Origin of the sequence: Bradyrhizobium liaoningense, assembly GCF_018130955.1 — a bacterium.
In the GTDB taxonomy this organism is placed as follows: Bacteria; Pseudomonadota; Alphaproteobacteria; order Rhizobiales; family Xanthobacteraceae; genus Bradyrhizobium; species Bradyrhizobium liaoningense_C.
In genome coordinates this window covers 1-25,688 of sequence record NZ_JAFCJM010000010.1, presented here as the reverse complement: position 1 = coordinate 25,688, position 25,688 = coordinate 1, and the positions used below count along the sequence as shown (strand labels likewise).

At 64.3% G+C, this 25,688-nt stretch carries 25 protein-coding genes and 1 pseudogene; 16 read left to right on the top strand and 10 right to left on the bottom strand.

The features are described from left to right. Positions 1–456, bottom strand: coding sequence for a GatB/YqeY domain-containing protein (locus tag JQ632_RS10795; RefSeq protein ID WP_212402291.1), 456 nt, complete (start codon positions 454–456; stop codon positions 1–3). A gap of 60 nt (positions 457–516) precedes the next feature. Further along, positions 517–1,218: an alpha/beta fold hydrolase gene (locus JQ632_RS10790; RefSeq protein ID WP_212402290.1), complete on the bottom strand. Its 702-nt coding sequence runs from the start codon at positions 1,216–1,218 to the stop codon at positions 517–519. A gap of 146 nt (positions 1,219–1,364) precedes the next feature. On the opposite strand from JQ632_RS10790, the gene carA reads away from it, so the two are divergent. After that, entirely contained in the window at positions 1,365–2,555 is a 1,191-nt protein-coding gene (gene carA / locus JQ632_RS10785; RefSeq protein WP_212402289.1) for a glutamine-hydrolyzing carbamoyl-phosphate synthase small subunit, read from the top strand. A gap of 42 nt (positions 2,556–2,597) precedes the next feature. Here carA and JQ632_RS10780 read toward each other — a convergent pair whose 3' ends face one another. Next, positions 2,598–2,813 (bottom strand): hypothetical protein, encoded by a 216-nt coding sequence (locus JQ632_RS10780; protein WP_212402288.1) that lies wholly within the window; start codon positions 2,811–2,813, stop codon positions 2,598–2,600. 158 nt (positions 2,814–2,971) lie between these two features. Here JQ632_RS10780 and JQ632_RS10775 point away from each other — a divergent pair, with 158 nt between their 5' ends. The 3 genes from JQ632_RS10775 to JQ632_RS10765 all read left to right on the top strand — a co-directional run bounded on the left by JQ632_RS10775 (position 2,972) and on the right by JQ632_RS10765 (position 5,253). After that, positions 2,972–3,499 (top strand): cupin domain-containing protein, encoded by a 528-nt coding sequence (locus JQ632_RS10775; RefSeq protein ID WP_212402287.1) that lies wholly within the window; start codon positions 2,972–2,974, stop codon positions 3,497–3,499. A 158-nt stretch (positions 3,500–3,657) separates the two neighbouring features. Beyond that, complete coding sequence (locus JQ632_RS10770; RefSeq protein ID WP_249151732.1) at positions 3,658–4,884, top strand: M4 family metallopeptidase; 1,227 nt, start codon at positions 3,658–3,660, stop codon at positions 4,882–4,884. A gap of 63 nt (positions 4,885–4,947) precedes the next feature. Beyond that, entirely contained in the window at positions 4,948–5,253 is a 306-nt protein-coding gene (locus JQ632_RS10765; RefSeq protein ID WP_212402286.1) for a protealysin inhibitor emfourin, read from the top strand. Between the two features lie 32 nt (positions 5,254–5,285). On the opposite strand, the gene JQ632_RS10760 is transcribed toward JQ632_RS10765, so the two are convergent. Beyond that, positions 5,286–5,825 carry a Dps family protein gene (locus tag JQ632_RS10760; RefSeq protein WP_212402285.1) on the bottom strand — a complete coding sequence of 180 codons (540 nt, stop codon included), beginning with the start codon at positions 5,823–5,825 and terminating at the stop codon, positions 5,286–5,288. 114 nt (positions 5,826–5,939) lie between these two features. Here JQ632_RS10760 and JQ632_RS10755 point away from each other — a divergent pair, with 114 nt between their 5' ends. Then, a complete protein-coding gene (locus JQ632_RS10755) occupies positions 5,940–6,644 on the top strand; it encodes a class I SAM-dependent methyltransferase (RefSeq protein WP_212402434.1) in 705 nt (234 codons plus the stop codon). 321 nt (positions 6,645–6,965) lie between these two features. Here the strand turns inward: JQ632_RS10755 and JQ632_RS10750 are convergent, their stop codons facing one another. Further along, on the bottom strand, positions 6,966–7,337 hold the full coding sequence (locus JQ632_RS10750; protein ID WP_212402284.1) for a helix-turn-helix transcriptional regulator: 372 nt from the start codon (positions 7,335–7,337) through the stop codon (positions 6,966–6,968). 111 nt (positions 7,338–7,448) lie between these two features. On the opposite strand from JQ632_RS10750, the gene JQ632_RS10745 reads away from it, so the two are divergent. The 4 genes from JQ632_RS10745 to JQ632_RS10730 all read left to right on the top strand — a co-directional run bounded on the left by JQ632_RS10745 (position 7,449) and on the right by JQ632_RS10730 (position 13,573). Continuing rightward, entirely contained in the window at positions 7,449–8,618 is a 1,170-nt protein-coding gene (locus tag JQ632_RS10745; protein WP_212402283.1) for an MFS transporter, read from the top strand. Between the two features lie 253 nt (positions 8,619–8,871). Further along, complete coding sequence (carB, locus tag JQ632_RS10740) at positions 8,872–12,336, top strand: carbamoyl-phosphate synthase large subunit (protein ID WP_212402282.1); 3,465 nt, start codon at positions 8,872–8,874, stop codon at positions 12,334–12,336. A gap of 213 nt (positions 12,337–12,549) precedes the next feature. Then, positions 12,550–13,023, top strand: a complete 474-nt coding sequence (gene greA, locus JQ632_RS10735) for a transcription elongation factor GreA (protein WP_212402281.1) — start codon at positions 12,550–12,552, stop codon at positions 13,021–13,023. Between the two features lie 151 nt (positions 13,024–13,174). Continuing rightward, on the top strand, positions 13,175–13,573 hold the full coding sequence (locus JQ632_RS10730) for a DoxX family protein (RefSeq protein WP_212402280.1): 399 nt from the start codon (positions 13,175–13,177) through the stop codon (positions 13,571–13,573). Positions 13,574–13,576: 3 nt separating this feature from the next. On the opposite strand, the gene JQ632_RS10725 is transcribed toward JQ632_RS10730, so the two are convergent. Further along, a complete protein-coding gene (locus JQ632_RS10725; RefSeq protein ID WP_212402279.1) occupies positions 13,577–14,056 on the bottom strand; it encodes an Lrp/AsnC family transcriptional regulator in 480 nt (159 codons plus the stop codon). Positions 14,057–14,325: 269 nt separating this feature from the next. Here JQ632_RS10725 and trxB point away from each other — a divergent pair, with 269 nt between their 5' ends. The 5 genes from trxB (at position 14,326) to JQ632_RS10700 (ending at position 18,342) form a co-directional block, all read left to right on the top strand. Then, positions 14,326–15,291: a thioredoxin-disulfide reductase gene (trxB, locus tag JQ632_RS10720; protein WP_212402278.1), complete on the top strand. Its 966-nt coding sequence runs from the start codon at positions 14,326–14,328 to the stop codon at positions 15,289–15,291. 5 nt (positions 15,292–15,296) lie between these two features. After that, a complete protein-coding gene (locus tag JQ632_RS10715) occupies positions 15,297–16,220 on the top strand; it encodes a LysR family transcriptional regulator (RefSeq protein ID WP_212402277.1) in 924 nt (307 codons plus the stop codon). A 440-nt stretch (positions 16,221–16,660) separates the two neighbouring features. After that, positions 16,661–17,569 carry a 4-hydroxy-tetrahydrodipicolinate synthase gene (locus JQ632_RS10710; protein WP_212402276.1) on the top strand — a complete coding sequence of 303 codons (909 nt, stop codon included), beginning with the start codon at positions 16,661–16,663 and terminating at the stop codon, positions 17,567–17,569. 346 nt (positions 17,570–17,915) lie between these two features. Continuing rightward, a complete protein-coding gene (locus JQ632_RS10705) occupies positions 17,916–18,065 on the top strand; it encodes a hypothetical protein (protein ID WP_212402275.1) in 150 nt (49 codons plus the stop codon). Between the two features lie 127 nt (positions 18,066–18,192). Further along, a complete protein-coding gene (locus JQ632_RS10700; protein WP_212402448.1) occupies positions 18,193–18,342 on the top strand; it encodes a hypothetical protein in 150 nt (49 codons plus the stop codon). A 76-nt stretch (positions 18,343–18,418) separates the two neighbouring features. On the opposite strand, the gene JQ632_RS10695 is transcribed toward JQ632_RS10700, so the two are convergent. Both JQ632_RS10695 and JQ632_RS10690 read right to left on the bottom strand, forming a co-directional pair. After that, positions 18,419–19,096, bottom strand: coding sequence for a ParA family protein (locus JQ632_RS10695; protein WP_212402274.1), 678 nt, complete (start codon positions 19,094–19,096; stop codon positions 18,419–18,421). 524 nt (positions 19,097–19,620) lie between these two features. After that, positions 19,621–19,989, bottom strand: coding sequence for a hypothetical protein (locus JQ632_RS10690; protein ID WP_212402273.1), 369 nt, complete (start codon positions 19,987–19,989; stop codon positions 19,621–19,623). Positions 19,990–20,490: 501 nt separating this feature from the next. On the opposite strand from JQ632_RS10690, the gene JQ632_RS10685 reads away from it, so the two are divergent. Beyond that, positions 20,491–21,423 (top strand): AEC family transporter, encoded by a 933-nt coding sequence (locus JQ632_RS10685; protein WP_212402272.1) that lies wholly within the window; start codon positions 20,491–20,493, stop codon positions 21,421–21,423. A 258-nt stretch (positions 21,424–21,681) separates the two neighbouring features. On the opposite strand, the gene JQ632_RS10680 is transcribed toward JQ632_RS10685, so the two are convergent. After that, a complete protein-coding gene (locus JQ632_RS10680) occupies positions 21,682–24,831 on the bottom strand; it encodes an adenylate/guanylate cyclase domain-containing protein (RefSeq protein WP_249151730.1) in 3,150 nt (1,049 codons plus the stop codon). Between the two features lie 90 nt (positions 24,832–24,921). Continuing rightward, positions 24,922–25,047: pseudogene (locus tag JQ632_RS40435) on the bottom strand (double zinc ribbon domain-containing protein); the annotation flags it as partial. A 121-nt stretch (positions 25,048–25,168) separates the two neighbouring features. Between JQ632_RS40435 and JQ632_RS10675 the strand changes: the two are divergent. Next, a complete protein-coding gene (locus JQ632_RS10675; protein WP_312015594.1) occupies positions 25,169–25,663 on the top strand; it encodes an AEC family transporter in 495 nt (164 codons plus the stop codon). The last annotated feature ends 25 nt before the right edge of the window (positions 25,664–25,688 follow it).

Here is a 25,688-nt window from a genome sequence, read left to right as displayed (position 1 = left end):
TTAGCCGGTCAATGCCGCCTTCACCAAACCGCTGGCTTTGCCAAAATCCATCTGGCCGGCGTACTTCGTCTTCAGCGCTGCGATCACCTTGCCCATGTCCTTCATGCCGGCGGCACCGGTCTCGGCGACGATGTCGGCAATCGCCTTCTTCACCTCGTCGTCAGACATCTGCTTCGGCAAGTACGCCGAGATCACCGCGATCTCCTCGCGCTCCTGCGCGGCAAGCTCGGCGCGGCCGCCCTTGTCGTAGAGCTCGACCGCCTCCTGGCGCTGCTTGATCATCTTCTGCAGCACGCCGAGCAGGTCGGCATCCGAGAGCGGCGGCTTGCCGTTGCCGCGCGCCTCGATATCGGCGTTCTTGATGGTCGAATTGACCATGCGCAGCGTGGAGAGTTTTCGCTCGTCCTTGGCCTTCATGGCCTCCTTGATCGCATTGTTGATATCGTCGCGCATCATGGTCGTGTTCCCTTCGGATATGTTGCGCCTGATCTAGGCCGTTCGCAGCGGATAGACAACCTAGCTCTCGAGCCATTCGGTCAGCGCCCGCGCGGTCGCCTCGGGCTGCTCGGGCTGCGGCAGGTGCCCGCAGCGGTCGAGGATCACGAGCCGTGCGCCGGCGATACCGTCGGCCATCTCCTTCGAGAGCGCATTCGGGATGGTGTTGTCGGCATCGCCCGTCAGCACCAGCGTCGGGCATTTGATGGCCGCAAGCGTCGGGCGCGAATCCACCCGGGCGATGATCGCGGTCTGCTGGCGCAGATAGCCCTCGACGCCGACATCCTCGTCCTGCGCATGCACGAGCCGGAGGATCTCGGCGTCATCGCGCCGCGACGGATGCACGAGCTCCGGAAAACTCTCCTCGCGGACGGCGCGAAGCTCGCCGCGCCTGGCGCGTTCCATGTGGCTGCGGCGGCGCGCGGTCGCCTCCGGCGTATCGGGCCGCGCCTGCGTGTTGATCAGCGCGAGCTTTGTCACGCGCTCGGGAGCCTGCCGCATGATCTCGAAGGCGATGTAGCCACCCATGGAATGGCCGGCCAGGGCAAAGCGCGGCGGCGCCTCGGGGAGGATACGGCGGGCGATCGCGGCGATATTGTCGTCACGGATGTGGTTGGCGACGGTCACGGAGCCGAAACGCCACAGCGCAGGGATCACGGGCGCATAGATCCGGGCCGAGGACGCCAGCCCCGGAACCAGCACAATCGGGGTCGTCCGGTCCATTATTGCCTCGCAAGCCTCTGAATTTGCCGGAAATTGTCCTGCCGACCTTAGGTGCCTGCCGGGGCCTGTCAAATATGCAAAAACGCATGTGAATCCGGTCCCTTCCGCTTTGACGGCGGCGCCCGCGGGCTCTATGAAGCGGGCTCATGACACAACATGAAAACGATCCCGCCTGGCCGGACCACAAACCGACCGCGCTCCTCGTGCTTGCCGACGGCACGGTGCTCGAAGGCTTCGGCCTCGGCGCCGAAGGGCAAGCTGTGGGCGAAGTCTGCTTCAACACCGCGATGACCGGCTATGAGGAGATCTTGACCGATCCCTCCTATGCCGGGCAGATCATCACCTTCACCTTCCCGCATATCGGCAATGTCGGGACCAACGAGGAAGACATCGAGACGGTGAACATGGCCGCGACGCCCGGCGCGCGCGGCGTGATCTTGCGCACCGCCATCACCGATCCCTCGAACTTCCGCGCCACCAAGCATCTCGACCAGTGGCTGAAGGCCCGCGGCATCATCGGTCTGTCCGGCATCGACACCCGCGCGCTCACCGCGCTGATCCGCAGGAAGGGCATGCCCAACGCCGTGATCGCGCATTCCAGGACCGGCGAGTTCGACCTGCACGGGCTGAAGGAAGAGGCGCGCGAGTGGCCGGGCCTCGAAGGCATGGACCTCGTGCCGATGGTCACTTCCAGCCAGCGCTTCAACTGGGACGAGACGCCCTGGGTGTGGAACGAAGGCTTTGGCCGGCAGGAGAAGCCCGAATTCAACGTCGTCGCCATCGACTACGGCATCAAGCGCAACATTTTGCGCCTGCTCGCCGGCGTCGGCTGCAAGGTGACGGTCGTGCCGGCCACGACCTCGGCCGAAGACATTCTGGCGATGAAGCCCGACGGGGTTTTCCTGTCGAACGGTCCGGGCGATCCGGCCGCGACCGGCAAATACGCTGTTCCCGTGATCCAGCAGGTGATCAAGTCGGGCACGCCGACCTTCGGCATCTGCCTAGGGCATCAGATGCTCGGCCTCGCCGTCGGCGCCAAGACCAAGAAGATGCATCAGGGCCATCACGGCGCCAATCATCCCGTCAAGGACGAGACCACCGGCAAGGTCGAGATCACCTCGATGAACCACGGCTTTGCCGTGGACGAGAAGACATTGCCGAAAGGCGCGACGCAGACCCACATCTCGCTGTTCGACGGCTCCAATTGCGGCATACAGCTCGACGGCAAGCCGGTGTTCTCGGTGCAGTACCACCCCGAGGCGTCGCCCGGCCCGCGCGACTCGCACTATCTGTTCCAGCGCTTTGCCAATCTGATGCGGCAGAAGAAGAGCGCGTGAGCTCTGAAGTTGCCTGGCGGGCAAACCCGCCGGGTCCGCCGATCACGGGCGCATGAACATGAAATCCGTGTCGGGATCGCAGTTCTCGGCAATGAAGCGCAGCTCCGCCTGGATGTCGGCGACCGACCTCGTCTCCAGATATTTCGAGATGACGAGATTGAGCAGGGAGCGGCAAACCGGCTCGTATCCCAGACCGCTCGTCTCCGCCTCGTCGACGGCCGCGGAAAAGTGGCGCTGCGCAATGTCAGAAGCGTTCATGGCGTTCCATTCCCTTCGCTTGGGTTTGCGTGCCCCTGAATCGCCGTCTGCGCCTTGATCTCCCTCAACCCCGCGGACCGGCTCGCCTCGCCCGGATGCCAGGAACAAGCGCGCCCGTAGCGCCTTGATGCGCTGTATGATGCCTCTGGGAGCCCACCATGTCCGTCGTCCGTGACAACGCCGAGCCGCTTGCGATCGTCTTCGCGGACGACGGGCTCGTGCCGAACAACATCCTTCCCTTCCTGGTCTATCGGGGCGCGGTGAAGCTCGATCCGAAGGCGCCCGAGGAAACCGTCGAAGGCCTCTTTGGCCGGAACGGCTGGGGCGGGATGTGGCGCAACGGCGTCTACGACTACCTGCATTATCACGCGACCGTGCATGAGGTGCTCGGCGTGGCACGCGGCCGCGCCCGCGTACGCTTCGGCGGCGATCACGGCCAGGTGCTGGAGATCGCCGCGGGCGACGTCGCGATCCTCCCCGCCGGCACGGGGCATCAGCTCCTCTCGGCGGCGGAGCATTTCTGCGTGATCGGCGCCTATCCGCCCGGCGCAAGGATGGAGATCACGCGCGCGACGCCAGAGAATTACGCGAAGGCGCTGAAGACGATTCCCGCAGTGGTTGTGCCAGGCAGCGATCCGGTGATGGGCGAGGACGGCCCGCTGGTCAGATTGTGGAAACGGAACTGACGTTTTCGCGATTTTCCGCCCAAAATCATCTTCACGCAATCGCGACATCTTCGCGCCTTGACTTCATCTACCTCCGATAGATAATCGCCGAGGTTGTATTTCCTCATTTTTATTTGCTTTTTCCCAAGCACCTTTTCTCAGCACCATTGGAGTCGATCATGATGTTCAAAAGCCGTTGCCGCTGCATCAACTGCATCACCCCGCCCCACGTTCTCAAGAAGCTGCTCGACAACACCGACAGCCGCATTCGCGACGCGGCCCTGCGCACGTTGCTGTCGACGTCGCGCCTGCGCGGCGAGCGTGCCATCCGCGGGCTCGTCGCGGCTGCGGCCGCGCCGTCGTCGCACGGAAGGCGAACGATCTCTGACTGCGGCAATTCCACCCTGCTCGGTTCGGCGACAGTCGCCCGTACCGAGGACGGCGCGAAGGCGAAGGACGACAGCGTCAATCGGGCATTCGACGGCCTCGGTGACACGCGCGACTTCTACCAGCAGGTCCTCGATCGCGACTCGATCGACGGGCACGGCATGCGCCTCAACGGCTTCGTGCACTATGGCGAGGCCTACAACAACGCGTTCTGGGACGGCACCGAGATGGTGTTCGGCGACGGGGACGGCGTTCTCTTCACCGACTTCACCAAGTCGATCGACGTGATCGGCCATGAACTCACGCACGGCGTCACCGAGCAGGCCGCCGGCCTGATCTATCACAATCAGTCGGGCGCGCTGAACGAGTCGATCTCCGACGTGTTCGGCTCGCTGGTCAAGCAATGGGTGAAGAAGCAATCGGCCGATCAGGCCGACTGGCTGATCGGCGCCGAAGTGTTCACGCCCGACGTCGGCGCGGACGCCTTGCGATCGATGAAGGAGCCGGGCAAGGCCTACAACAATCCGATGCTCGGCAAGGACCCGCAGCCCGACCACATGCGGAAATATGTCAACCTGCCGGACACGGATGACGGCGACAATGGCGGCGTGCACATCAACTCCGGCATTCCCAACAAGGCATTCTATCTGACCGCGGTCGGCATCGGCGGATTTGCGTGGGAAGCGCCGGGACACATCTGGTACGCCTCACTTCTGGCGTCGAACCAGACGACGAATTTCCAGGAATTCGCCGACACGACCTACCTCAAGGCAGGACAGCTCTACGGCGCGCAGAGCGCGGAGCAGCAGGCGGTCGCATCGGCATGGAAGGACGTCGGTCTCCCGATCAGCGGCGTTCGCTCGCTGGCCGGAACCACCAGTCGCATGCGCCGCGCACCGGCCATGGCCAACGGCCACGACGATGCAACTGAGGTCGCGCACAAGATCGCCGAGCTCTCCAGTCAGCTCACGGCGCTCTCACGTACGCTGGAAGGCATGCAGCAGGGTCGGCCGCACTAAGTGGCCTCAATCGAAACACGGCCGCCAGTGACTTGACGGCCGCGTTTCGGTAAACTTCTGGCTATGAAGATCAGCTTGGCGCAACACGGCGGTCAGGGCGCGGGAGTTTTGCTCCAGCGCCCGCCGCTCGTCCTCGATACCACCACGCTCGATCCGGCCATCACGAAGGAGCTCGGCGAGCTCGTCGCAGCAGCGGTTGCGGCCGGCCCTTCGCCGCCGCGGCCCGAAGGCTTGCGCGACGCGATGTCGTATTCGATCTCGATCCAGGACCAGGGGCGCGACACCGTGCTCACGGGTGCGGACACCGTCATGTCGCCGGCATTCGTCAAGCTGCTCGTGTGGTTACAGCGCCATTTCCGATCGCGATGACTTGACGGCAGCCCGCGGGCAGGCATCCGGCGTCACGCCGCGTTGCTGCCTTCCTGGCGGCTCGCCTCGAACAGGAACCAGGTTCGACGCTCGGTCTCGTCGATGAACACCTCGAGCAGGGCTGCGGTGCCGGTGTCGTCATGCTCGTCGCAGAGCTTGTGGGCTTTGCGCATGGCGGCGGCCATCTGCTTGTTGTCCTCCATCAGCTCGCGCAACATCTCGCGCGGCGGGACGTAGTCCTCGTTGTTGTCCTGGATGGTCTGCAGCTTGCCGACCTGGCCGATCGACTTCAGCGTCGCGCCGCCGAGCTTGCGGACACGCTCGGCAAGCTGGTCGGTGGTGGCGAAGATCGCATCCGACTGCTCGTCCAGCATCACATGGTAGTCATGGAAATGCCGGCCGCTGACATGCCAGTGGAAATTCTTGGTTTTCAGGTACAACGCAAAGGCATCCGCCAGCAGCACGTTGATCGCCTCCGAGATCTTGTTGACCGCGGCCGGCTGCAGATCGGTGGGGGTGTCGAGATCGGGCGAGATTTTATCGGACCTGGTGTCAGACTTGGCTTTGCTCACGGGGAACCTTCCTGTTAGGACCGCACATTGACGGCGCGCCGTCGCATCCCTTAACGCAGGCGATCAGCCGCCGTTCCTGCCCAGGAACTGACCTTGCCGGGACCTTTGAGTGCCATGGACGACTGGATCGATTATTACGATTCCACGCATACGATTTATGTCAGCAAGCTGCATCGCGACCTGCATTTCCAGATCATCGCGCGCGACATCATCGGCTACATCTCCGCATCGGACGCGACCGTGCTCGACTATGCCTGTGGCGAGGCGCTGTCGGCGGGCCAGGTCGCAGCCGCCTGCGGCAAGCTGATCCTGGCTGAGCCCGCGCCCGGCGTGCGCGGCCGGCTGATCGCGCGTTTTGCGCCGAACACAAAAATCCGTGTCCGCTCGCTCGACGATGTCAGGAAGATGACCGAGCAGTCGGTCGACCTCGTCATCATGAACTCGGTCGCGCAATACATGACGCCAGAGGAGCTCGATTCCGCGTTCACGGTGATCCGCCGACTGCTCAAGCCGTCCGGAAAGCTGGTCCTCGGCGACGTGCTGCGGCCGGAGGTCGGCATGGGCCGGGACGTGACGGCACTGCTCTCCTTTGGCGCGCGTCACGGCTTCCTCAAGGACGCGCTGGTCGGGCTGATCTCGACGGCGCTCTCCGACTACCGGCACCTGCGCTCACGCGTCGGGCTGCAGCGCTACAGCGAGGCCGAGATCACGGCAAAACTCACCGCGGCCGGATTCTCGGCGCAGCGGGCCCACACCAATATCGGGCACAACCGCTGGCGCATGACCTTCATCGCGCGGCCGGCCTTGGCGCGCGGTTAGGGTTAATAAAGGGCTGAGGTGGCTTGTCGCACCCCGATCGGCAATGATCTCTGCGGCCCGGTGGCGGAAGCGTCAACGCGGGGACGGTGCATCGTCCTTTATCCTGGTTCAAATCCAGGCCGGGTCTCCAGCCTTCGCGGCTCTGCCGCTTCGGCTAGGCGAGCCAGCCTGCCACGCCGTAGCTCAACGAGCGGAGGCGGGCCTTCGCCGGCCCCGCCGGCTTCGGCTCGGCAAGCCCCTATCGTAGCGAAGACTGCCGCGGCGAAGCCCGAAGGGCGAAGCCAGCTTCGCGCCGACTGCGCAGCCGAGCTCACCTCGTCTTCAATCCGCCTCGACCACATCGCACGCGGACAGAGGCTGAAGCCGATCGGCATCCTTGGCCGCTGAGTTGATCACGGCATCGAGCAGGCCCGGGAAGCGCGCGTCCAGATCCTCACGCCGCAGCCGCATCAGGCGGCTGGTGCCGACAATGCGGGTCTGCATCAGCCCGCATTCGCGCAGCTTGGCAAAGTGGTAGGCGAGGTTCGACTTGCCGGCGAGGCCGTTGAAGTCGCCGCAACGAAGTTCGTTGCTGACACGTTCTTGCTGGGCGAGTTGATAGACGATCGCCAGACGGATCGGATCGCTCAGGCAATCCAGGACCATCGGCAGCTCGATCTGCTCGCGGGTGGGATGGAGAGGCGTGCGGCTCATGGTCCGTAATCATAGCGAACCGACCGTAATGTTCAATAGTTCTTGAACTTATTGACAGGCATATCGTCGCGATCAATAGTTCAATAAACATTGAACATAGGGATTTCTCCAATGAGCGTGTTCTGGCTGGCCTTGGCGGCCTTCGCGATCGGCACCGAAGGGTTTGTTATTGCAGGTCTTTTGCCGGCGATCGCCAGCGACCTGTCGATTTCCGTGTCGGCGGCCGGGCAGTTGGTCACCGCCTACGCCCTCACCTATGCGGTGGGCTCGCCAATCCTGGCCGTGACATTGAACAACATCGACCGCCGGACCGTGCTGGCACTGGCGCTCTCGACCTTCATCGCCGGAAACCTCGCAGCGGTGGTCGCCACAGGCCACGTGCTGCTGCTGGCATCGCGGATGCTGATGGCCCTGGGCGCCGGGCTGTGCATGCCGACGGCGCTGGCCGTGTCGGTGGCAGTCGCCGCACCCGAACGGCGCGGCCGCGCGGTCGCACTGGTCACCTCCGGCATTACGGTCGCGACCGTCCTCGGCGTTCCCCTCGGCAATCTCGTCGGAAGCCTGCTCGGCTGGCGCGCGACGTTCGTCATGGTCGCGCTGCTTGGTGCCGTCGCGCTCGCCGGGCTCCTGCTCGGCCTGCCTCGCGGGCTACCGCGGAACACCGCTTCGCTCGCCGAACGGCTGGCGGTGGCCCGTCACAGCAACGTGCTGATCGCGCTTCTGATCACTGTTTTATGGGCGCTCGGCGGCTTCACCGTATTCACCTATTTCGCTGTCCCGCTGCGCGGCCTCGGATTCGATGCTTCGCAAATCAGCCTTGCGCTGCTGGTGTTTGGTGGCGCGGCCGCGATCGGGAACATGCTCGGTGGGATTCTGGCCGACCGGCTCGGCACGCTCGCCACCGCGGCACTCGGGCTCGCCGGCATGGCGAGCGCGCTGATCCTGCATTCGCTGGTCCTGAAGCTGATGCCGGGGCAGGCGCATTATGCGGTGCTGGGCGCGATCTTCCTCTGGGGCATCTCGGGCTGGGCGTTCTATCCGGCCCAGGTCGCCAGCATCATCCGGATCGAGCCGCAGGCCTCGATGATCGCGCTCTCGCTCAACGCCTCGGCGATGTATCTCGGCTTTGCCATCGGCGGTGCCCTGGGCGGCGCGGTGCTGGCGACACTCTCGCCAAATGACCTCGGCTGGATTGGCGGCTCGAGCGTTGCGGCCTCGCTTCTGGTGCATCTTGCCCGTGGCTGGCAGGCGCGGCCCAAATCGCTCAAAATTGCTGGTTGATGGGCGCTTTTCGGGGTTTCGCCGCCCAAAAATCTGGTCTAAGACCCACCCGCGCGCGAGGGAGACTACCCCGCGCTGGCGCATGATCCGCCAAAGTGTAGGCGGTTTGGCGATAAGATCATGCGCTTCTTAAGAATCGAAGCGCGATCGGACGCAAAACCGGTGACCACTTTTGCTGATCGCGCTTCGGCCACAGGGGACGCGCGGTAGCGCGCCCTTTTTTTGTGCCCAATTCCCAGTCCGGCGAGAGTTGATGCCCAAACGTACAGACATCTCCACCATCCTGATCATCGGCGCCGGTCCCATCGTGATCGGCCAGGCCTGCGAATTCGACTATTCGGGCACCCAGGCGGTGAAAACGCTGAAGGAAGAGGGCTACCGGATTGTCCTGGTCAATTCCAACCCGGCCACGATCATGACCGACCCGGAATTGGCCGATGCGACCTATATCGAGCCGATCACGCCCGAGATCGTCGCAAAGATCATCGAGAAGGAACGTCACGTCATTCCCGGCGGTTTTGCGCTGCTGCCGACCATGGGCGGGCAGACCGCGCTGAACTGCGCGCTGTCGCTGCGCCGGCAGGGCACGCTGGAAAAATTCGACGTCGAGATGATCGGCGCCACCGCTGACGCCATCGACAAGGCGGAAGACCGCCAGCTTTTCCGCAATGCCATGGAGAAGATCGGCCTGCAAACGCCGAAGTCGCGGCTCGCCAACGCGTCGGCATTGAAGAAGTCGTTCCGCGACAAATACCTCGCCGAGCGCGAAAAGCTCTCCGGCGTAGCCCTCGAAGAGCACGAGCGGCAGTGGACGCTGGGCGAGAGCGATCGCCGCAAGCGCTACCAGGAATACGCGTTCGGCCAGGCGATGATGGCACTGTCCGAGATCGGCCTGCCCGCGATTATCCGCCCCTCCTTCACCATGGGCGGCACCGGCGGCGGCATCGCCTACAACAAGGAAGAATTCCTCGACATCATCGAGCGCGGCCTGGACGCGTCTCCCACCAACGAAGTGCTGATCGAAGAATCCGTACTCGGCTGGAAGGAGTACGAGATGGAGGTGGTGCGCGACAAGAAGGACAATTGCATCATCGTCTGCTCGATCGAGAACCTCGATCCGATGGGCGTGCACACCGGCGATTCCATCACGGTGGCGCCGGCACTGACGCTGACCGACAAGGAATACCAGATCATGCGCGACGCCTCGCTGGCGGTGCTGCGTGAGATCGGGGTCGAGACCGGCGGCTCCAACGTGCAGTTCGGCGTCAATCCGGAAGACGGCCGCATGGTCGTCATCGAGATGAATCCGCGCGTGTCGCGCTCGTCCGCGCTGGCCTCGAAGGCCACCGGTTTTCCGATTGCGAAGGTCGCGGCAAAACTCGCGGTCGGCTACACGCTCGACGAGATCGCCAACGACATCACCGGCGGCGCGACGCCGGCCTCGTTCGAGCCGACGATCGACTACGTCGTCACCAAGGTGCCGCGCTTTGCGTTCGAGAAGTTCCCCGGCGCCTCCACCACGCTGACGACGTCGATGAAGTCGGTCGGCGAGGTCATGGCGATCGGCCGCACCTTCCAGGAGAGCCTGCAGAAGGCGCTGCGCGGGCTCGAGACCGGCTTGACCGGCCTCGACGAGATCGAGATCGAGGGTCTCGGCCGCGACGACGACAAGAACGCGATCCGGGCCGCTTTGGGCACGCCGACGCCGAACCGCATCCTCCAGGTCGCGCAAGCCATGCGGCTGGGCTGGTCGAACGAGGACATCTTCAACTCCTGCAAGATCGATCCGTGGTTCCTCGGCGAGATGCGCGGCATCGTCGACATGGAGGAGAAGGTCCGCAAGAACGGCCTACCCGGCAACGCCTTCGGCATGCGCACGCTCAAGGCCATGGGCTTCTCTGACGCGCGGCTTGCGGTGCTGGCGCAGACCACCGAAGCCGAGGTGACGGCTAAGCGCCACGCGCTCGGCGTGCGTCCGGTCTACAAGCGCATCGACACCTGCGCGGCCGAGTTCGCCTCCCCCACCGCCTACATGTATTCGACCTACGAGGCGCCGTTTGCAGGCGCGCCCGCCGACGAGAGCGCGCCGTCGGACAAGAAGAAGGTCATCATCCTCGGCGGCGGCCCCAACCGCATCGGCCAGGGTATCGAGTTCGACTATTGCTGCTGTCACGCCTGCTTCGCGCTGCATGACGCCGGCTACGAATCCATCATGGTCAACTGCAACCCGGAAACGGTGTCGACCGACTACGACACCGCCGACCGGCTGTATTTCGAGCCGCTCACGGCCGAGGATGTGCTGGAGATCATCGACAAGGAGCGCAGCAAGGGCACGCTGCACGGCGTGATCGTGCAGTTCGGCGGCCAGACCCCGCTGAAGCTGGCGCGCGCACTGGAAGCGGCCGAAGTACCGATCCTGGGCACCTCGCCCGACGCCATCGATCTCGCCGAAGACCGCGACCGCTTCAAGCGCGTGCTCGACAAGCTGCGGCTGAAGCAGCCCAAGAACGGCATCGCCTATTCGGTCGAGCAGGCGCGCCTGGTATCGGCCGATCTCGGCCTGCCGCTGGTGGTGCGCCCGTCCTACGTGCTCGGCGGCCGCGCGATGCAGATCATCCGCGAGGAAAACCAGCTCAACGACTATCTGCTCGGCACGCTCCCCGAGCTGGTGCCGGCCGACGTCAAGGCGCGCTACCCGAACGACAAGACCGGGCAGATCAACACCGTGCTCGGCAAGAACCCGCTGCTGTTCGACCGCTATCTCTCCGACGCCACCGAGATCGACGTCGACTGCCTCTGTGACGGCGAGGATACCTTCATCGTCGGCATCATGGAGCATATCGAGGAAGCCGGCATCCATTCGGGCGATTCCGCCTGCTCGCTGCCGCCGCACTCGCTCGACGCCGGCATGATCGCGGAGCTGAAGCGGCAGACCCGCGAGCTCGCGCTCGGGCTCGACGTCGTCGGCCTGATGAACGTGCAGTACGCGATCAAGGACGGCGAGATCTACGTGCTCGAAGTCAATCCGCGCGCCTCGCGCACTGTGCCCTTCGTCGCCAAGGTGGTCGGCACGCCGGTCGCAAAAATCGCCGCGCGCATCATGGCCGGTGAGAAGCTCGCCGACTTCAATCTGAAGGATGCCAGCCTCAAGCATGTCGGCGTCAAGGAATCGGTGTTTCCGTTCGCGCGCTTCCCCGGCGTCGACACGGTGCTGGGGCCCGAGATGCGCTCGACCGGCGAGGTCATGGGCATCGACCGCTCCTTCGCAGTCGCGTTCGCCAAGAGCCAGCTCGGCGGCGGCACGCGGGTACCGGGCAAGGGCACGGTGTTCGTCTCGGTGCGCGAGAGCGACAAGATCCGCATCACCGAGGCCGTGCGCCAATTGCATTCGATCGGCTTCAAGGTGCTGGCAACCTCGGGCACCCAGCGGCACCTCGCCGATCAGGGCATCCCGACCGAGAAGGTGAACAAGGTGCTGGAGGGGCGGCCGCACATCGTGGACGCCATCACCAATGGCGACGTCCAGCTCGTCTTCAACACCACCGAAGGCCCACAGGCGCTCGCCGACAGCCGTTCGCTGCGGCGGGCCGCCCTCTTGCATAAAGTGCCGTATTACACCACTCTTTCCGGGGCCGTGGCAGCCGCGCAGGGCATCCGTGCCTATCTGGGCGGGGACCTTGAGGTTCGTACCCTGCAGAGCTATTTTTCGGAAACCTGATCCGTTAGCGGGGGCCGAGCTCCCGCTAAGTGGTTGGCGATGAAGCCACAATGGCCAGAGGAACTGTCCGGCCATTGTGGTTGTTCTGTTCCGGCGCCGGACCCACATAACCCTTCCCGCGGCCATGTTTCGGCCCGCGGAAACACTGACGAATCAAAGGTTGCCTGCGCTCTCAGACCGTTGGGGGCGCACAGCCGGAGGACGAGAGAGACGATGGAAAAGGTTCCGATGACCGTGGCCGGCTTTGCCGCGCTCGGGGAAGAATTGAAGAAGCGCCAGTCGGAGGACCGTCCGCGCATCATCGAGCATATCGCGGAGGCACGCTCGCACGGAGACCTGTCCGAGAACGCCGAATATCATGCCGCGAAGGAAGAGCAGTCCCACAATGAGGGCCGCATCGCCGAGCTCGAGGACAAGCTCGCGCGCGCCGATATCATCGATATCTCAAAACTGTCGGGCGACACCATCAAGTTCGGCGCGACCGTGACCCTGGTCGACGAGGATACCGAGAAGAAGACGGTGTGGCAGATCGTCGGCGAGGTCGAGGCCGACGCCAAGAAAGGCCGCATCTCCATCACCTCGCCGCTCGCGCGCGCGCTGATCGGCAAGAAGAAGGGCGCCTCCGTCGAGGTCAACACGCCCGGCGGCGCCAAGGCCTATGAGATCACCAAGGTCGAGTGGCGGTAGTCGTCCCCCGCCGAATTCATCGAAAAGGCCGCGCGTTCTGCGCGGCCTTTTTGTTTCGCAATGTGTCCGGCGAGGCCCCTGACACGATTGTGAACGGTCCGTTCCTCCGTCATCCTTGGGGTCGCTGCTCACGACCTCAGAGGAGGACACGATGGACGTCGATCGCATCGCCGCGCAGTGCCAGCCTTATCTGCTCAGCCTGTTCCGCTTCATCACCGGGCTCTTGCTGTTTCAGTTCGGCGTCGCAAAGCTGTTCAAGTTTCCGCCGGTCGAGATGTTCGCCGAGGTCACGCCGCTGTCGCTGTTTGGCGTTGCCGGCATGATCGAGCTCGTGCTCGGTAGTCTGTTGATGCTGGGGTTGCTCACCCGGCTCGTCGCCTTCGTCCTGTCAGGCGAGATGGCCTTTGCCTATTTCATCGAGCATCTGCCGCACAGCTTCTTCCCGCTCGTCAACGACGGCACGCTGGCGATCCTGTTCTGCTTTGCATGCCTCTATCTGGCGACGGCGGGCGGCGGTCCGATCAGCCTGGACGCGATGCGGCGGGCGTAGCGCTTACCTGCGCCCCTTCACCTCGAGCGGCACAGCGGCTTCGTATTTCGAGTTGTGCAGCACCAGCGAGGTGCGGACGTTGCGGACATGCGGGGCGGCCGTCAGGTGCGTGACGAAATCCTGGAAGGTCGCCATGTCGGGGGCGACGCATTTGAGGATGAAGTCGACCTCGCCCGACAGCATCCAGCATTCCCGTACCAGCGGCTCGGCGCGCACGAAATCTTCGAAGGCGCGCAAGTCCGCCTCCGCCTGGCTCGACAGATGCACGGCAGCAAACACCGTGACATCGAAGCCAAGCTTTCGCGGGTCCAAAAGCCCGCGATAGCCGTGCACATAGCCCTCTTCCTCCAGCGCGCGGACGCGGCGCAGGCAGGGCGGCGGCGAAATGCCGACGCGCTTGGCGAGTTCCACATTGGTGATTCGCCCGTCGGCCTGGATCTCGGCGAGAATTTTAAGGTCGATCTCGTCTAGGTTCCGCGACACGTGATTGGAACTCCTGGCCTTATGGCGGTATCGGATGGGTTCGTCGCAATCCTCATAGCCCAGTCTGGCTGAAATGCGCAATTTTATTGCGCGTGCACCGCACAGGACTTTCGTTCCAAGGTGGAAAATTCGGAGTGATGGGCTGCAATTCTTGCATAGCTGGCTGGAAGGCTTAGATTAGCTCTGACATTTCAGCGCCTCCGCGGCGCCTTCCCAGGCACTATCCGCGCCCGCGCTGCAACTCCCCCGAGAGAGAGGCACCGGTCAACATGCGCGCGCCCATCCATGCCAAGGTCGTCATCATCGGCTCCGGCCCCGCCGGTTACACGGCGGCGATCTACGCCGCGCGTGCGATGCTCGAGCCGATCCTGATCCAGGGCATCCAACCGGGCGGCCAGCTCACCATCACCACCGACGTCGAGAACTATCCGGGCTTCGCCGACGTGATCCAGGGCCCGTGGCTCATGGAGCAGATGGAGAAGCAGGCGCTCCACATGGGCACCCAGATCAAGACCGACCTGGTGACCAAGCTCGAAACCGCGCAGCGGCCGTTCCGCCTCACCTGCGACAGCGGCGACGTCTATCTCGCCGACACTGTGATCCTGGCGACCGGGGCACAGGCGCGCTGGCTCGGCATGCCCTCGGAAGAGAAGTTCAAGGGTTTTGGCGTCTCGGCCTGCGCCACCTGCGACGGCTTCTTCTACCGCGGCAAGGAAGTGATGGTGGTCGGCGGCGGCAACACCGCGGTCGAGGAAGCGCTGTTCCTGACCAATTTCGCCAGCCAGGTGACGATCGTTCATCGCCGCGATCATTTCCGCGCCGAGCGCATCCTGCAGGAGCGCCTGTTCAAGAACCCGAAGATCAAGGTGATCTGGGACAGCGCGATCGACGAGATCTGCGGCGCCGACAACCCGAGCAAGGTCACCCATGTCCGCCTCAAGAACGTCAAGACCGGCGCGACGACCGAGGTGAAAGCCGACGGCGTCTTCATTGCCATCGGACACGCGCCCGCGACCGAGCTCGTCAAGGGACAGGTGAAACTCAAACCGTCGGGCTATGTCGAGGTCGCCCCCAACTCGACCGCCACCTCCGTGCCCGGCCTGTTCGCCGCAGGCGACGTCGCCGATGAGACCTATCGTCAGGCCGTGACAGCCGCCGGCCTCGGCTGCATGGCGGCACTGGAAGCCGAACGATACTTGGCCCTGCGCGCCAGCGAGCGCGCGGCAGCGGAATAGACACCATGCCCAGATCACGCGACGGATTCACAGATATGGACTGGGACAAGCTGAAGGTGTTCCACGCGGCGGCTGAAGCGGGCAGCTTCACCCACGCCGGCGAACAGCTCGGCCTGTCGCAATCGGCCGTGTCACGCCAGGTTTCAGCGCTGGAGCAGGAGCTTTCGGTCTCGCTGTTTCACCGCCATGCCCGCGGCCTGATCCTCACCGAGCAGGGCGACCTGCTCTTCCGCACCGCGCATGACGTGTTCATGCAGCTCCAGGCGGCGCGCGCCAAATTGACCGACAGCCGCGAGCGGCCGAGCGGCGATCTCAAGATCACCACCACGCCCGGCGTCGGCATCAACTGGCTGATCCCGCGGCTCGGCGAGTTCACCGCGCTCTATCCGGAGATCCGGATCTCGCTGATCGTCACCGACGAGGAGCTCGACCTCTCGATGCGCGAGGCCGACGTCGCGATCCGCACCCGCAAGCCGACGCAGCCGGATCTCATCCAGCGCAAGCTTTTTGCAATGGGCTTCCATGCCTATTGCTCGCCGGAATACATCAAGCGTTTCGGCACGCCGCGGACGCTGGAGGAGCTCGATGCGCACCGCATCATCACGCTCTCGGACGGCAACTTCGCGCCGCATCTGCAGAACCGCAACTGGCTGGTCGAAGCCGCCCGCAACGGCAGCGGCCCGCGCGAGGCCTATTTCCGGGTCAACAACATCCTCGGCCTCGTGCGCGCCTGTCAGCAGGGACTCGGGATCGCGGCACTGCCGGACTATCTGGTCGAGGACCAGAGCCGCTTGGTGCAGCTCTTCGGCGAGTCGGATTCGATCCAGCTCGATACGTATTTTGTCTATCCGGAAGAGCTGAAAACCGTCGCGCGCGTGCAGGTGTTCCGCGACTTCGTGGTGAGCAAGGCGCAGCGCTGGCCGTCCTGATTTCCGCATGACTGACATGCGACCTCGGCGGTTGCTGCAAGACGTCAGGCGAGCCCATACTGTTTTCACGCTGAGCTTTCGCGTTGCGCATTTGTCCCCCTCCTCCAGTGGCGCGGGCGTTCAGTAATCCCTCTTGGAAGGTGATTGTGTCGGCCTCACGTGGCCAATACCTAAGCCGGGCTCTTTCGGGCCCGGCTTTTTTTCTGGGCAATTCGGCCTTCGCTTTCCGCGCGTGTTGACAGTTCCGCGCAGCCCGCGCATCATTTGCCAATGATCACGAAGTCGTGCGCAGCCATCTCGAAAAAAGGCCCCCATCCGGGGCCTTGGGATATTTGCGCGCAGTAGCTACGTCGTCATCGCCGCATTCCCAAAACCCCGCCGTCTGGACGGGGTTTTTTCATGTGCCCTCCGTCGCAGACCTAACTGACAGGAGAAGGAACATGACCGATCTGCGACATCATCTGCGCGGCCTCTGGCTGCCGCTGGTCACGCCGTTTCGCGACGGCCGCCTCGACGAGACATCGCTCAAGCGGCTGACGCGCCACTACACGGCAGAAGCCGTCGACGGCTTCATCCTTGGTGCTACGTCCGGCGAAGGCATGACACTGCGGCCAAGCGAGCTCGAACGCCTGGTCGCGACCGTGCGCGACGAGATGGCGGCTTCGCGCCGCAGCGTTCCGATCCTGCTCGGGCTGTCGGGCGCCGACACAAGTGCGATGAAGGAGCGCCTCGACGAGAGCGCCGACTGGGCGATCGACGGCTACCTGATCGCAAGCCCCTATTATGTGCGGCCCTCGCAGCGCGGCCTCGTGGCGCATTTCGAGACGTTGGCCGATCACGCCGCCTGGCCGCTGGCGCTGTACAACATCCCCTATCGTACCGCCGTCAACATGACGAACCAGACGCTGCTCCGACTTGCCGAGCATCACAACATCGTCGGCCTGAAGGATTGCTGCGCGAGCCGCGAGCAAACCATCGCGCTGCTCCGCGACCGGCCCAAGGGCTTTCGCGTGCTGACCGGCGAGGATGCCAACTACCACGAAGCTCTCAGCGACGGCGCCGACGGTGGCATCCTGCTCTCGGCCCACATCGAGACCGTAACTTTTGCCGCCGTGCAAAGCGAATTGAGGCACGGCAACGCCGATGCCGCACTGGCGCGCTGGCAGGAGGTCGCCGAACTGACGCGGCTCTTGTTCACCGAGCCGAGCCCTGCGCCGGCAAAGTATTGGCTGTGGCGCACGGGCCTGATCGACAGCCCTGAGGTGCGCCTGCCGATGGTGGAGATCGGCAGCGAACTTGCGGCAACGCTCGATCGCGAGATCCAGCAGAGGATGAAGGTTGCGGCGTAGCGTTCTTCGATCCGATGCACGGTGCGCGCTTACCCTCCCCTGGAGGGGTCCGCGACGAGCGGAGTTCGCGCGTGGGTCGGCTCACATGGAGCGAAGCGTAATGTGAGACGGGGTGGGGTGATCTCTCAACACGGGCACTGCTCGATGTGGAGAGACCGTCACCCCACCCCGCTCGCGCTTCGCGCGATCGACCCTCCCCCTCCAGGTCCCCTCCAGGGGAGGGTAAGTGATGCACCGTGGTTAACCTCGCGTGAATCGCTCTCGCGTTGCCGCATGGGGCATCCACGTCTCGTTTACGCATCGGGTCCTATCGTTTCTCTCCAGGCACGATCCATAGGGGGAAACCATGGGGCTTCGCACTCGCGATCGGACCGCGCGAAACCATGCGCCTGCCGATCTCCTGCAGGGAATTCTGGTGATTTCGTCGTTCGGCTTCTGGGCGGTGATGCTCGGCCTGATGCCGGTGCTGCTGTTTCGCATCTGGCTCGCCGGCTGATGCAGGCGGCTACCGTGGTTAATCCGCGGTAGTGCCTGTGTTCAAATGCGAGCGAAATCGCGACCGGGTTTTTAAGCCCGCGCTGGTATCACTCTCGCCCATAAGCGAAGAAATCGCGGGGGCGATCGTGAATACAGAAGGTAATTTGGCGCCGGCCTGTCAGGCCGCCGATCAGCAGGGCTTCACCACCGAGGACATTCTCTGGGCCGCCGGCATCTGGTCGGTGATCTTGACGCTGTCGCCGGTGATCGTGTTCTACATGCTGATGGTGGCGTAACCACCAAGACACCGGCAGAAACGCAAAACGCGCGGACGACCGCGCGTTTCCGCCGAGCAATGAAAACAATTAAAAACTACGCTGCCTGCCTGTGCATCGCGCCCGAGGCCGACACCGTGCCGCGGATCGCCTTGACCGAACGCTCGATCGCGGCCCATAGCCTTGCAATCTCCTGTGCCGCCCGGCTCTCGGCCTGATACTCGCGCGCGCCTTCGCCGTGGCTCAGTGCCATCAACAAATCCGAACGATTGGTGATCTGCCCGCCCCATACCGGTGCGCGGAACTTTGCCAGCGCCTCGCGCGCGATCGTGACGATCGGGCTTTCGGCTTCGTCGCGACGTGCCGGAGCACCGTTCAGCACGACCGCGTAGGGCTTGCGCGCCGCACGGCACATCTGAATCGTTTCCTGCACCGCGTTGACGTCGAACACGCCGGGCCGCGCCGGAATGATCACCATGGTCGCGTTCTTGATCGCGTCGTCGACGACGGCCGAGAGGTTCGGCGGCGTGTCGATCAAGACCCATTCATAGCCGTCGCGCTTGGCAGCGGAGACGATGCCGCTGACGGAGTTCACCGCAGCCTTGATCGGCGGTTCGTTGGTGCCACGAAGCTTGTGCCACAACGTCAGCGACCCCTGCGGATCCGCGTCGACGAGCAGGATAGGCTTGCTACCCTTGATCTGCGCCGCGAGATGTGCGGCCAGGGTACTCTTGCCCGAGCCGCCTTTACGCGATGCGAAAACAATAACGTTCATACCCTTGGCCTCCAGATTGACCCCAGGTCGTGAAAATGAATCAGCGCGCTGATTCGGGAAAGAAAAATTTACCGGGAGTTGCGCCGGCGCCACGAAATAACAGGCTTGTTGGCTTTTGAGTCACACTGTCCCGCGCAACGCCGACACAAACCGCAATGAATTGCCTGTCGCGCAGGCATTCGGGCGTTTTTGAGCATCCGTTCGGGACGAAGCGGCACGCAACCTGCCCGAGCAAACCGATTTTCGACTCTTTTCCGTCGACCCGGCTGGTAATCGGTGCAGACAATCGGCGACGCGAGGCGAACAAACAGAGTCCGCGGCCACACCGTCATGGCCGGGCTTGTCCCGGCCATCCACGACCTTTCCAGCAGCACGAAGAACGTGGATGCCCGGGACAAGCCCGGGCATGACGAGCCTGAGGCACGAGCATGCCAAGGGAATCGCCATATGCGATTGCCCTGCCCGCAAGCGGGAGAGGGAGCGCAGTCCCAACGTGGCTACAAATCCGTCCGATCCAGCGAAGCCTAGCCTTCGTCGTCCCTGGGCTTCTTCTTCTTGCTCGCGGTCGTCTTCCTTGTTGCGGCCGGTTTGGTCTTCTTCACTGCTGCGACCGGCTTGATGTTGGTCGGCCGGCCCGCGGCCTCGCCCGGCTCGGGGCCGGGGCGGAAGAAGGCCCGGCACTGCGGCGAGAGCTGCGCCTTCCTCTCGATCATGCAGGCGGTGATGGCGTCGACGTTCGGAATGAACTGGCTGCACAGCCGCATCGCGTCGGGCGTGCAGGCCTGCTCCTGCTCCGGCGTATAGGCGTGGCTGGTGGCGGACGGGATCAGAACGGTCAGCGCGGCGGCGAAGGCCGCAGCACACGCAAAACTCCCCAAGCGGAACGCCGGCATCCATCCCCCCATCGCCAAGTCGAATCGGAGTGTGGGCGATGGCCAGGGGCTTGGCAAGGCGAGCCCGTCACGACATTTCGCCCCTGTGCGCTCCCGGCAACAGGGATCTCAGCGGAAGACCAGCCAGACCAGAGGAGCGAGGAGGCTGAGGCCGGCAGAGCTGGCGAGATCGGGCTCGCGCCCCTCAGGCTCCCCTGCCCCTCAAACCAAAACCTCAAAAACAACCCCATGCAAAGTAGCCGCAGGGTGGCAAGCTCTCGCAGGGTGGGCAAAGGCGCGGAGCGCCGTGCCCACCACTTCTTGCGCGGCGATGAAAGTGGTGGGCACGCGGAGCCTGTCATAGGGCGCGCATTCGCGCGACCCGTTGGCTTTGCCGACCCGACGATTTCCGCGCGTAGCGGCACCAATTGCTGATTTTACGAAATATCGGTTGACACGTCGGGCAAATCGGGTGCATAAGACTATCATCGAGGACGCGTGCGACGGTTGAGGTGAAGCCGCATGGCCACCGTATTGATCGTCGCGCCGGTGTTTGCCCTGATCGCGGCCGGCTATGCGTCGGTGCTGTTTCGCTTCGTCTCCGAGACCGCGCACAAGGGCATCTCCGAATTCGCCTTCTCAATCGCGATCCCCGCTTTGCTGTTCCGCACCATCGTCGTCTCCGAATTCCCCGATGTCAGCCCCTGGCGGATGTGGGGCGCCTATTACGGCGCGCTCGCTATCACCTGGATCGCGGCGCTGGCGATCTCGGCGCTGTTGCGCGCGCGGCGCGAGGACGGCGTCGTGTTCGCGATCGGCTCGGTCTACGGCAACATCGTGATGCTCGGCATTCCCCTGACGATCTCGGCGCTGGGCAGCCAGGCCGCGGGGCCGCTGGCCCTCATCCTGTCGGTCAACACGCCGCTGCTGTGGCTCTGCGGCACGCTGCAGATGGAATGGGTCGACCGCAGGCAGACGGGATCAGCGGTGTCGATCATCGGACCGGTGCTGCTGGATCTCGCGCGCAACCCGATCATGATCGCGATCGGCTTTGGCGTCATCTGGCGCTTCACCGGTGTCGGCCTGCACCCCGTCGTCAACAAGACGATCGAGCTTTTGGCGCAGGCGGGTTCGCCCGCGGCGCTTATCGCGCTCGGCATCAACCTGTTCCGCTTCGAGGTGAAGGGCGAAAAGCTGACCGTCGTCGCGATGTCCGCGCTCAAGCTCGCGGCGATGCCGGCGATCGCTTTCGTGCTGGCAAAGCTGTTGAACCTGCCGCCGCTGGCTGCCGGCGTGGTCGTGCTGCTCGCGGCGATGCCGACCGGCGCGAATGCCTACATCTTTGCGGTTCAGTATCAGCGGCTGGTGAACCCGGTGTCGGGGGCGGTGGCGCTGGGGACGCTCTTGGCGGCGGCGACGTTGCCGGTGGTGGTGGTGATCGTGGCGGGATCATAGCGCCGCATCGCGAGCGCGAAGCCAAATTTGCGTCGGTCAAGTTCTTCTCGCGCTGGCCTTCGTCCGCCCTGCAGCGCACTCCGGACGTCACGCGAACATCGCGCCACTTCCGAGAAGGGCCAAACGCGGAAGTCGCCACTCCTTGAGTGGACGTTCGTGGGGGCGCCTAACACAACGCCTGGTGAAGGTTGTTCCAAGGTTCTCAGGCCGAACAGTTCGTGGGTACTAACCTGTGACGGACAGACAAAGTGGTAGAGTCTAGTCCCTCAGCTGCTCAAGCAGCCTTTTCACGTCCTTCAGATCTGGCGTGTCGAACCCCTCAGTGAATCGGGCGTAGGCCGACGAGAGGAGGTCACGCGCTTCCTCGCGACGCACACGCTCGCTCCAAAGCCGCGCCAGATCCTTCGCCGCACGCACCTCCCAGAGGAGGGCCGAGCGAGCACGTGCATCCGCCAATGCAGCCTGGAGCGCGTGCTCAGCGCTCTCGGAATCGCTGGCGTCCAGCGCGAGCTGGCAGCGCGCCATAAGACGGTGCAGCTCGGCGACGCAAAAGCCCTCGGCTGTTGCAGAGGCTCGCGCCAAGCCCTCTTTGGCTGCGGCGAGGGCCTCCTCCGCGCGACCGAGCTGCAAGGCGGCCTCCCCGATCAGCCAATAGAAATAGGTTTGGAGGAAGTACGTCCCCATAGCGAGCCGGCGCTCGAAGAAGTCGCGCATGGCCTTCAGCGCCTTCGGATCTCGGTCGTGCTTCACACCGAGCCAGGCATTCAATATCCGCGCCTCGGCATAGTAGATGTTCATTCCGTGTTGCTCGGCGAGATCAGCCAGGAAATTGGTGCGCGCCTCGAGTTCCTGAGTGTCATCGACGAGCTGGAGCGGGATCAGGCTCCAGTTATGTGCGTGGCCAATCGCCTGAGGAATGCCCAGGCGGAAGCTGTGCTCGATTGCGGCACGGTTCATGGCGAGGGCGCGATCCGGAAAGCCCATGACCAATAGCGAATTGCTGGCTTGGATCAGCCCACACTCACGCGCATCGTGGCCGCCGAGAGCGATGCAATCGGCAGGATCACGATCGATATCGTAGAGCGCAAGCCCTATGTCGACATGGCGGCAGACGGTCGCGAGATCGCCCATGAAGAGCCGCGTCGACCAGGCGGCGTGATGTGCATGCAGGGCCCAAGCCGCGCTCCCTTCGCGTGCCGCCTCCTCTAGCAGCCCGTCGGCGATCGCGGCTGCCTCGTGCAGATGCGCCCGGACATTGGCCACACGCCAAATCCCCCATCGCGCACGGCGCCAACTCTCATTGTCGCCGAGCTGCTGCGCGAGTACCGCGGCACGCTCGTAGGTCGCGGCGGTCTCCGGCGCGGCGGGGCCGCGGGTGTTCAGGAGGGCGACGCCGAGCGGGCCTAGCAGGTCGAGTTCGCGCTGCTTGCGCTCGTTCGTATCCGGAAGCTCGCCGAGCAGTTTTGACGCGTTCTGAAGCGCGTTCGTCGCCTCGTTCATGGCCGAGCGGCCGAGCGCCGCGAGTCCGGCTCGCGTCCAGGCTTCGGTGGCCAGCTCAAACAGACCTGCCTCGTTCAGGTGCTGCGCCAGAATGCCCGGATGGCCGGCTGCAATCTCCGGAAACTGCTCTCCAATCACCTCGGCGATGCGGCAGTGGATCTGGCGGCGGCGCTCCTTGAGCAGACTGCCGTAGGCCGCATCGCGCACCAGCGCATGTTTAAAGCTGTATGTCGATGTAGGCGCAGGATCGTGGCGGAACACCAGTTCTGAGGCCACCAGCTGGTCAAGGGCGGCGAGCAGATCGGGTTCCGATCGCGCGGTCACGGCAGCGAGCAGTTGGTAGTTAAACTCCCGACCAATGCACGCGGCAACTTGCGCCAGCTCTCTCACGGAACCCAGCCGATCGAGGCGGGCCATGAGCGAGTCCTGCAGCGTGTTCGGGATGGCGGGTTGCCGCCACGGGCCGGTCAGCTCGAAGCCGTGATCCGTGGCACGCAACAGATCCGACTCGAGAATCGTCTTCGTCAGCTCCTCCGTGAACAGCGGGATGCCTTCGGTCCGGGTCAGGATTGCGTCAACGACGGGCGGAGGCAGGCTGCGTCCGCGCGCGATGCCGTCGATGAGCCTCGTCGTGTCGCCGCGCCCCAAACGGTTGAGCGTCAGCAGTGTGACATGTGGAAAGCCGGTCCAGGGCGCCGGAAGCTCTGGGCGGAAGGTCCCGAGGAGAAGGACCGGCCAGTGCTGCAGCTGCTCCACGACGGATTCAAACAGCTCCATCGTCGTCGGGTCGAACCAGTGCAGGTCCTCGGCAACAACGAGCACGGGTTCTTGGCGAGCTAGACCCTCGAGCTGGGCAATCAAGGCCTGGAATGTCCGTATCTTCTGCTGCTGCGGGGTGAGGTCCTGCACCGGATAGCGACCACCCGCTTCGAGGCCGAGGAGCCTGGCCAGATGCGGTGCCGGCACTTGCGGGTCGGCGACCGCTCTCGCGAGCAGAGCTTCGACTTTGTCGAGCCTGACCTCGGTTGAGCCCGCCGCGCCAAGCCCGGCCGCCCGTACGAGTTGCTGCACCACCGGCCAGAGCGCGTCATTCGCGTGATAGGGCGAGCCGTGATAGCGCAAGCTCACGCGGCGCTCACCCCGCGTCGCCTCACGTAGCGCCTGCACGAGCCTCGACTTGCCGATCCCGGGCTCGCCCGAGAGCAGCACGACTTGACCTTCACCGGTCCGCGCCAGTTGCCAGCGGCCCAGAAGCAATGCCAGTTCCTGCGCACGGCCGACCAACGGCACCGACAGGGCACGGTGGGCATCGAAACGGCCCTCGACGGCCGTCTCGCCCTCGACGAGATGCGTGCGGATCGGGGCGGCGAAGCCTTTAACCGATTGTGGACCGAGATCGGTCAGCTCGAACACTTCGCCGAGAAGGCGGCGCGTAGTATCAGCCACGATCACCTTGCCCGGTTCGGCAAGCCCCTGAAGGCGGGCGGCGAGGTTCGGGGTGTCGCCCACCACGGCCTCCTCTTGCGCTGAGCCTTCGCCAACGAGGTCCCCGATCACAACTAAACCGGTTGCAATCCCGACCCGACAGGCCAGCGGCACACCCATCGGCGTCCGGAGCCGGGCCACCGCTGCGACGATGGCGAGCCCCGAGCGGACGGCCCGCTCAGCCTCATCTTCATGGGCTCTCGGCCAGCCGAAATAAGCCAGGATGCCGTCGCCCATCAGCTTCGCGACGTGGCCTTCGAGCCGCGCGATCTCGCCAGTGACCGCGTTTTGAAACGCCGTGAGAACGTCGCGCATCTCCTCGGGATCAAGGCGGGTTGCCAGCGCGGTCGAACCTGCTAGGTCACAGAACATCACCGTGACCTGCCGGCGCTCGGCCGATCGGCTCCGAGCGGGCAGCGCCAACGATTCTTCGCGCCTGTTCTTGGGCCCCTGCGCTGCCGCTACGTGCGGGCTGGGTGGCAAACATGTCGTCAGCGCAGCGCCACAATCGCCGCAGTACCTCTTGGCCGGTGGATTCTCGGCTCCGCAAGCAGAGCAGCGAAGCGCCAGCGGGGCGCCGCAGTCGCCGCAAAACCGCTTCCTCTCCGGATTCGCGCTGCCGCAGCTTGGGCACTCCATGCGGCACCTAATCTTTGGCAACCAAGGAGCCCAGCACAAGAGCTTCGCGAGCTCCTATCGCATCATCCAATACGCAATGAGTAAATTCTACGGCTATTTGAGGCGAAATGGGTCTTTGAAAGTGCGGCCGAATGACCGCTTCGGGTCAAACTCGGAAGTCAGGGCGCACAACCTGGAAGTCCGCTTTCCCTTCAAGAACCGATATCAGGCGGGGCTGCAAGGTCCGAAAGGTGCCAATTTCGGCCTGCACCCCGTTGTCGACAAGACGATCGAGCTGCTGGCGCAGGCGGGATCGCCGGCCGCACTGATCGCGCTCGGCATCAACCTGTTCCGCTTCGAGGTGAAGGCCGAAAAGCTCACCGTCGTCTCGATGTGCGCGCTCAAGCTCGCGGCGATGCCGGCGATCGCCTTCGTGCTGGCAAAGCTGCTGAACCTGCCGCCGCTGGCGGCCGGCGTCGTCGTGCTGCTCGCGGCCATGCCGACCGGCGCGAACGCCTACATCTTTGCGGTTCAGTATCAGCGGCTGGTGAACCCGGTGTCGGGGGCGGTGGCACTGGGGACGCTCTTGGCGGCGGCGACGTTGCCGGTGGTGGTGGTGATCGTGGCGGGATCATAGCGCCGCATCGCGAGCGCGAAGCCAA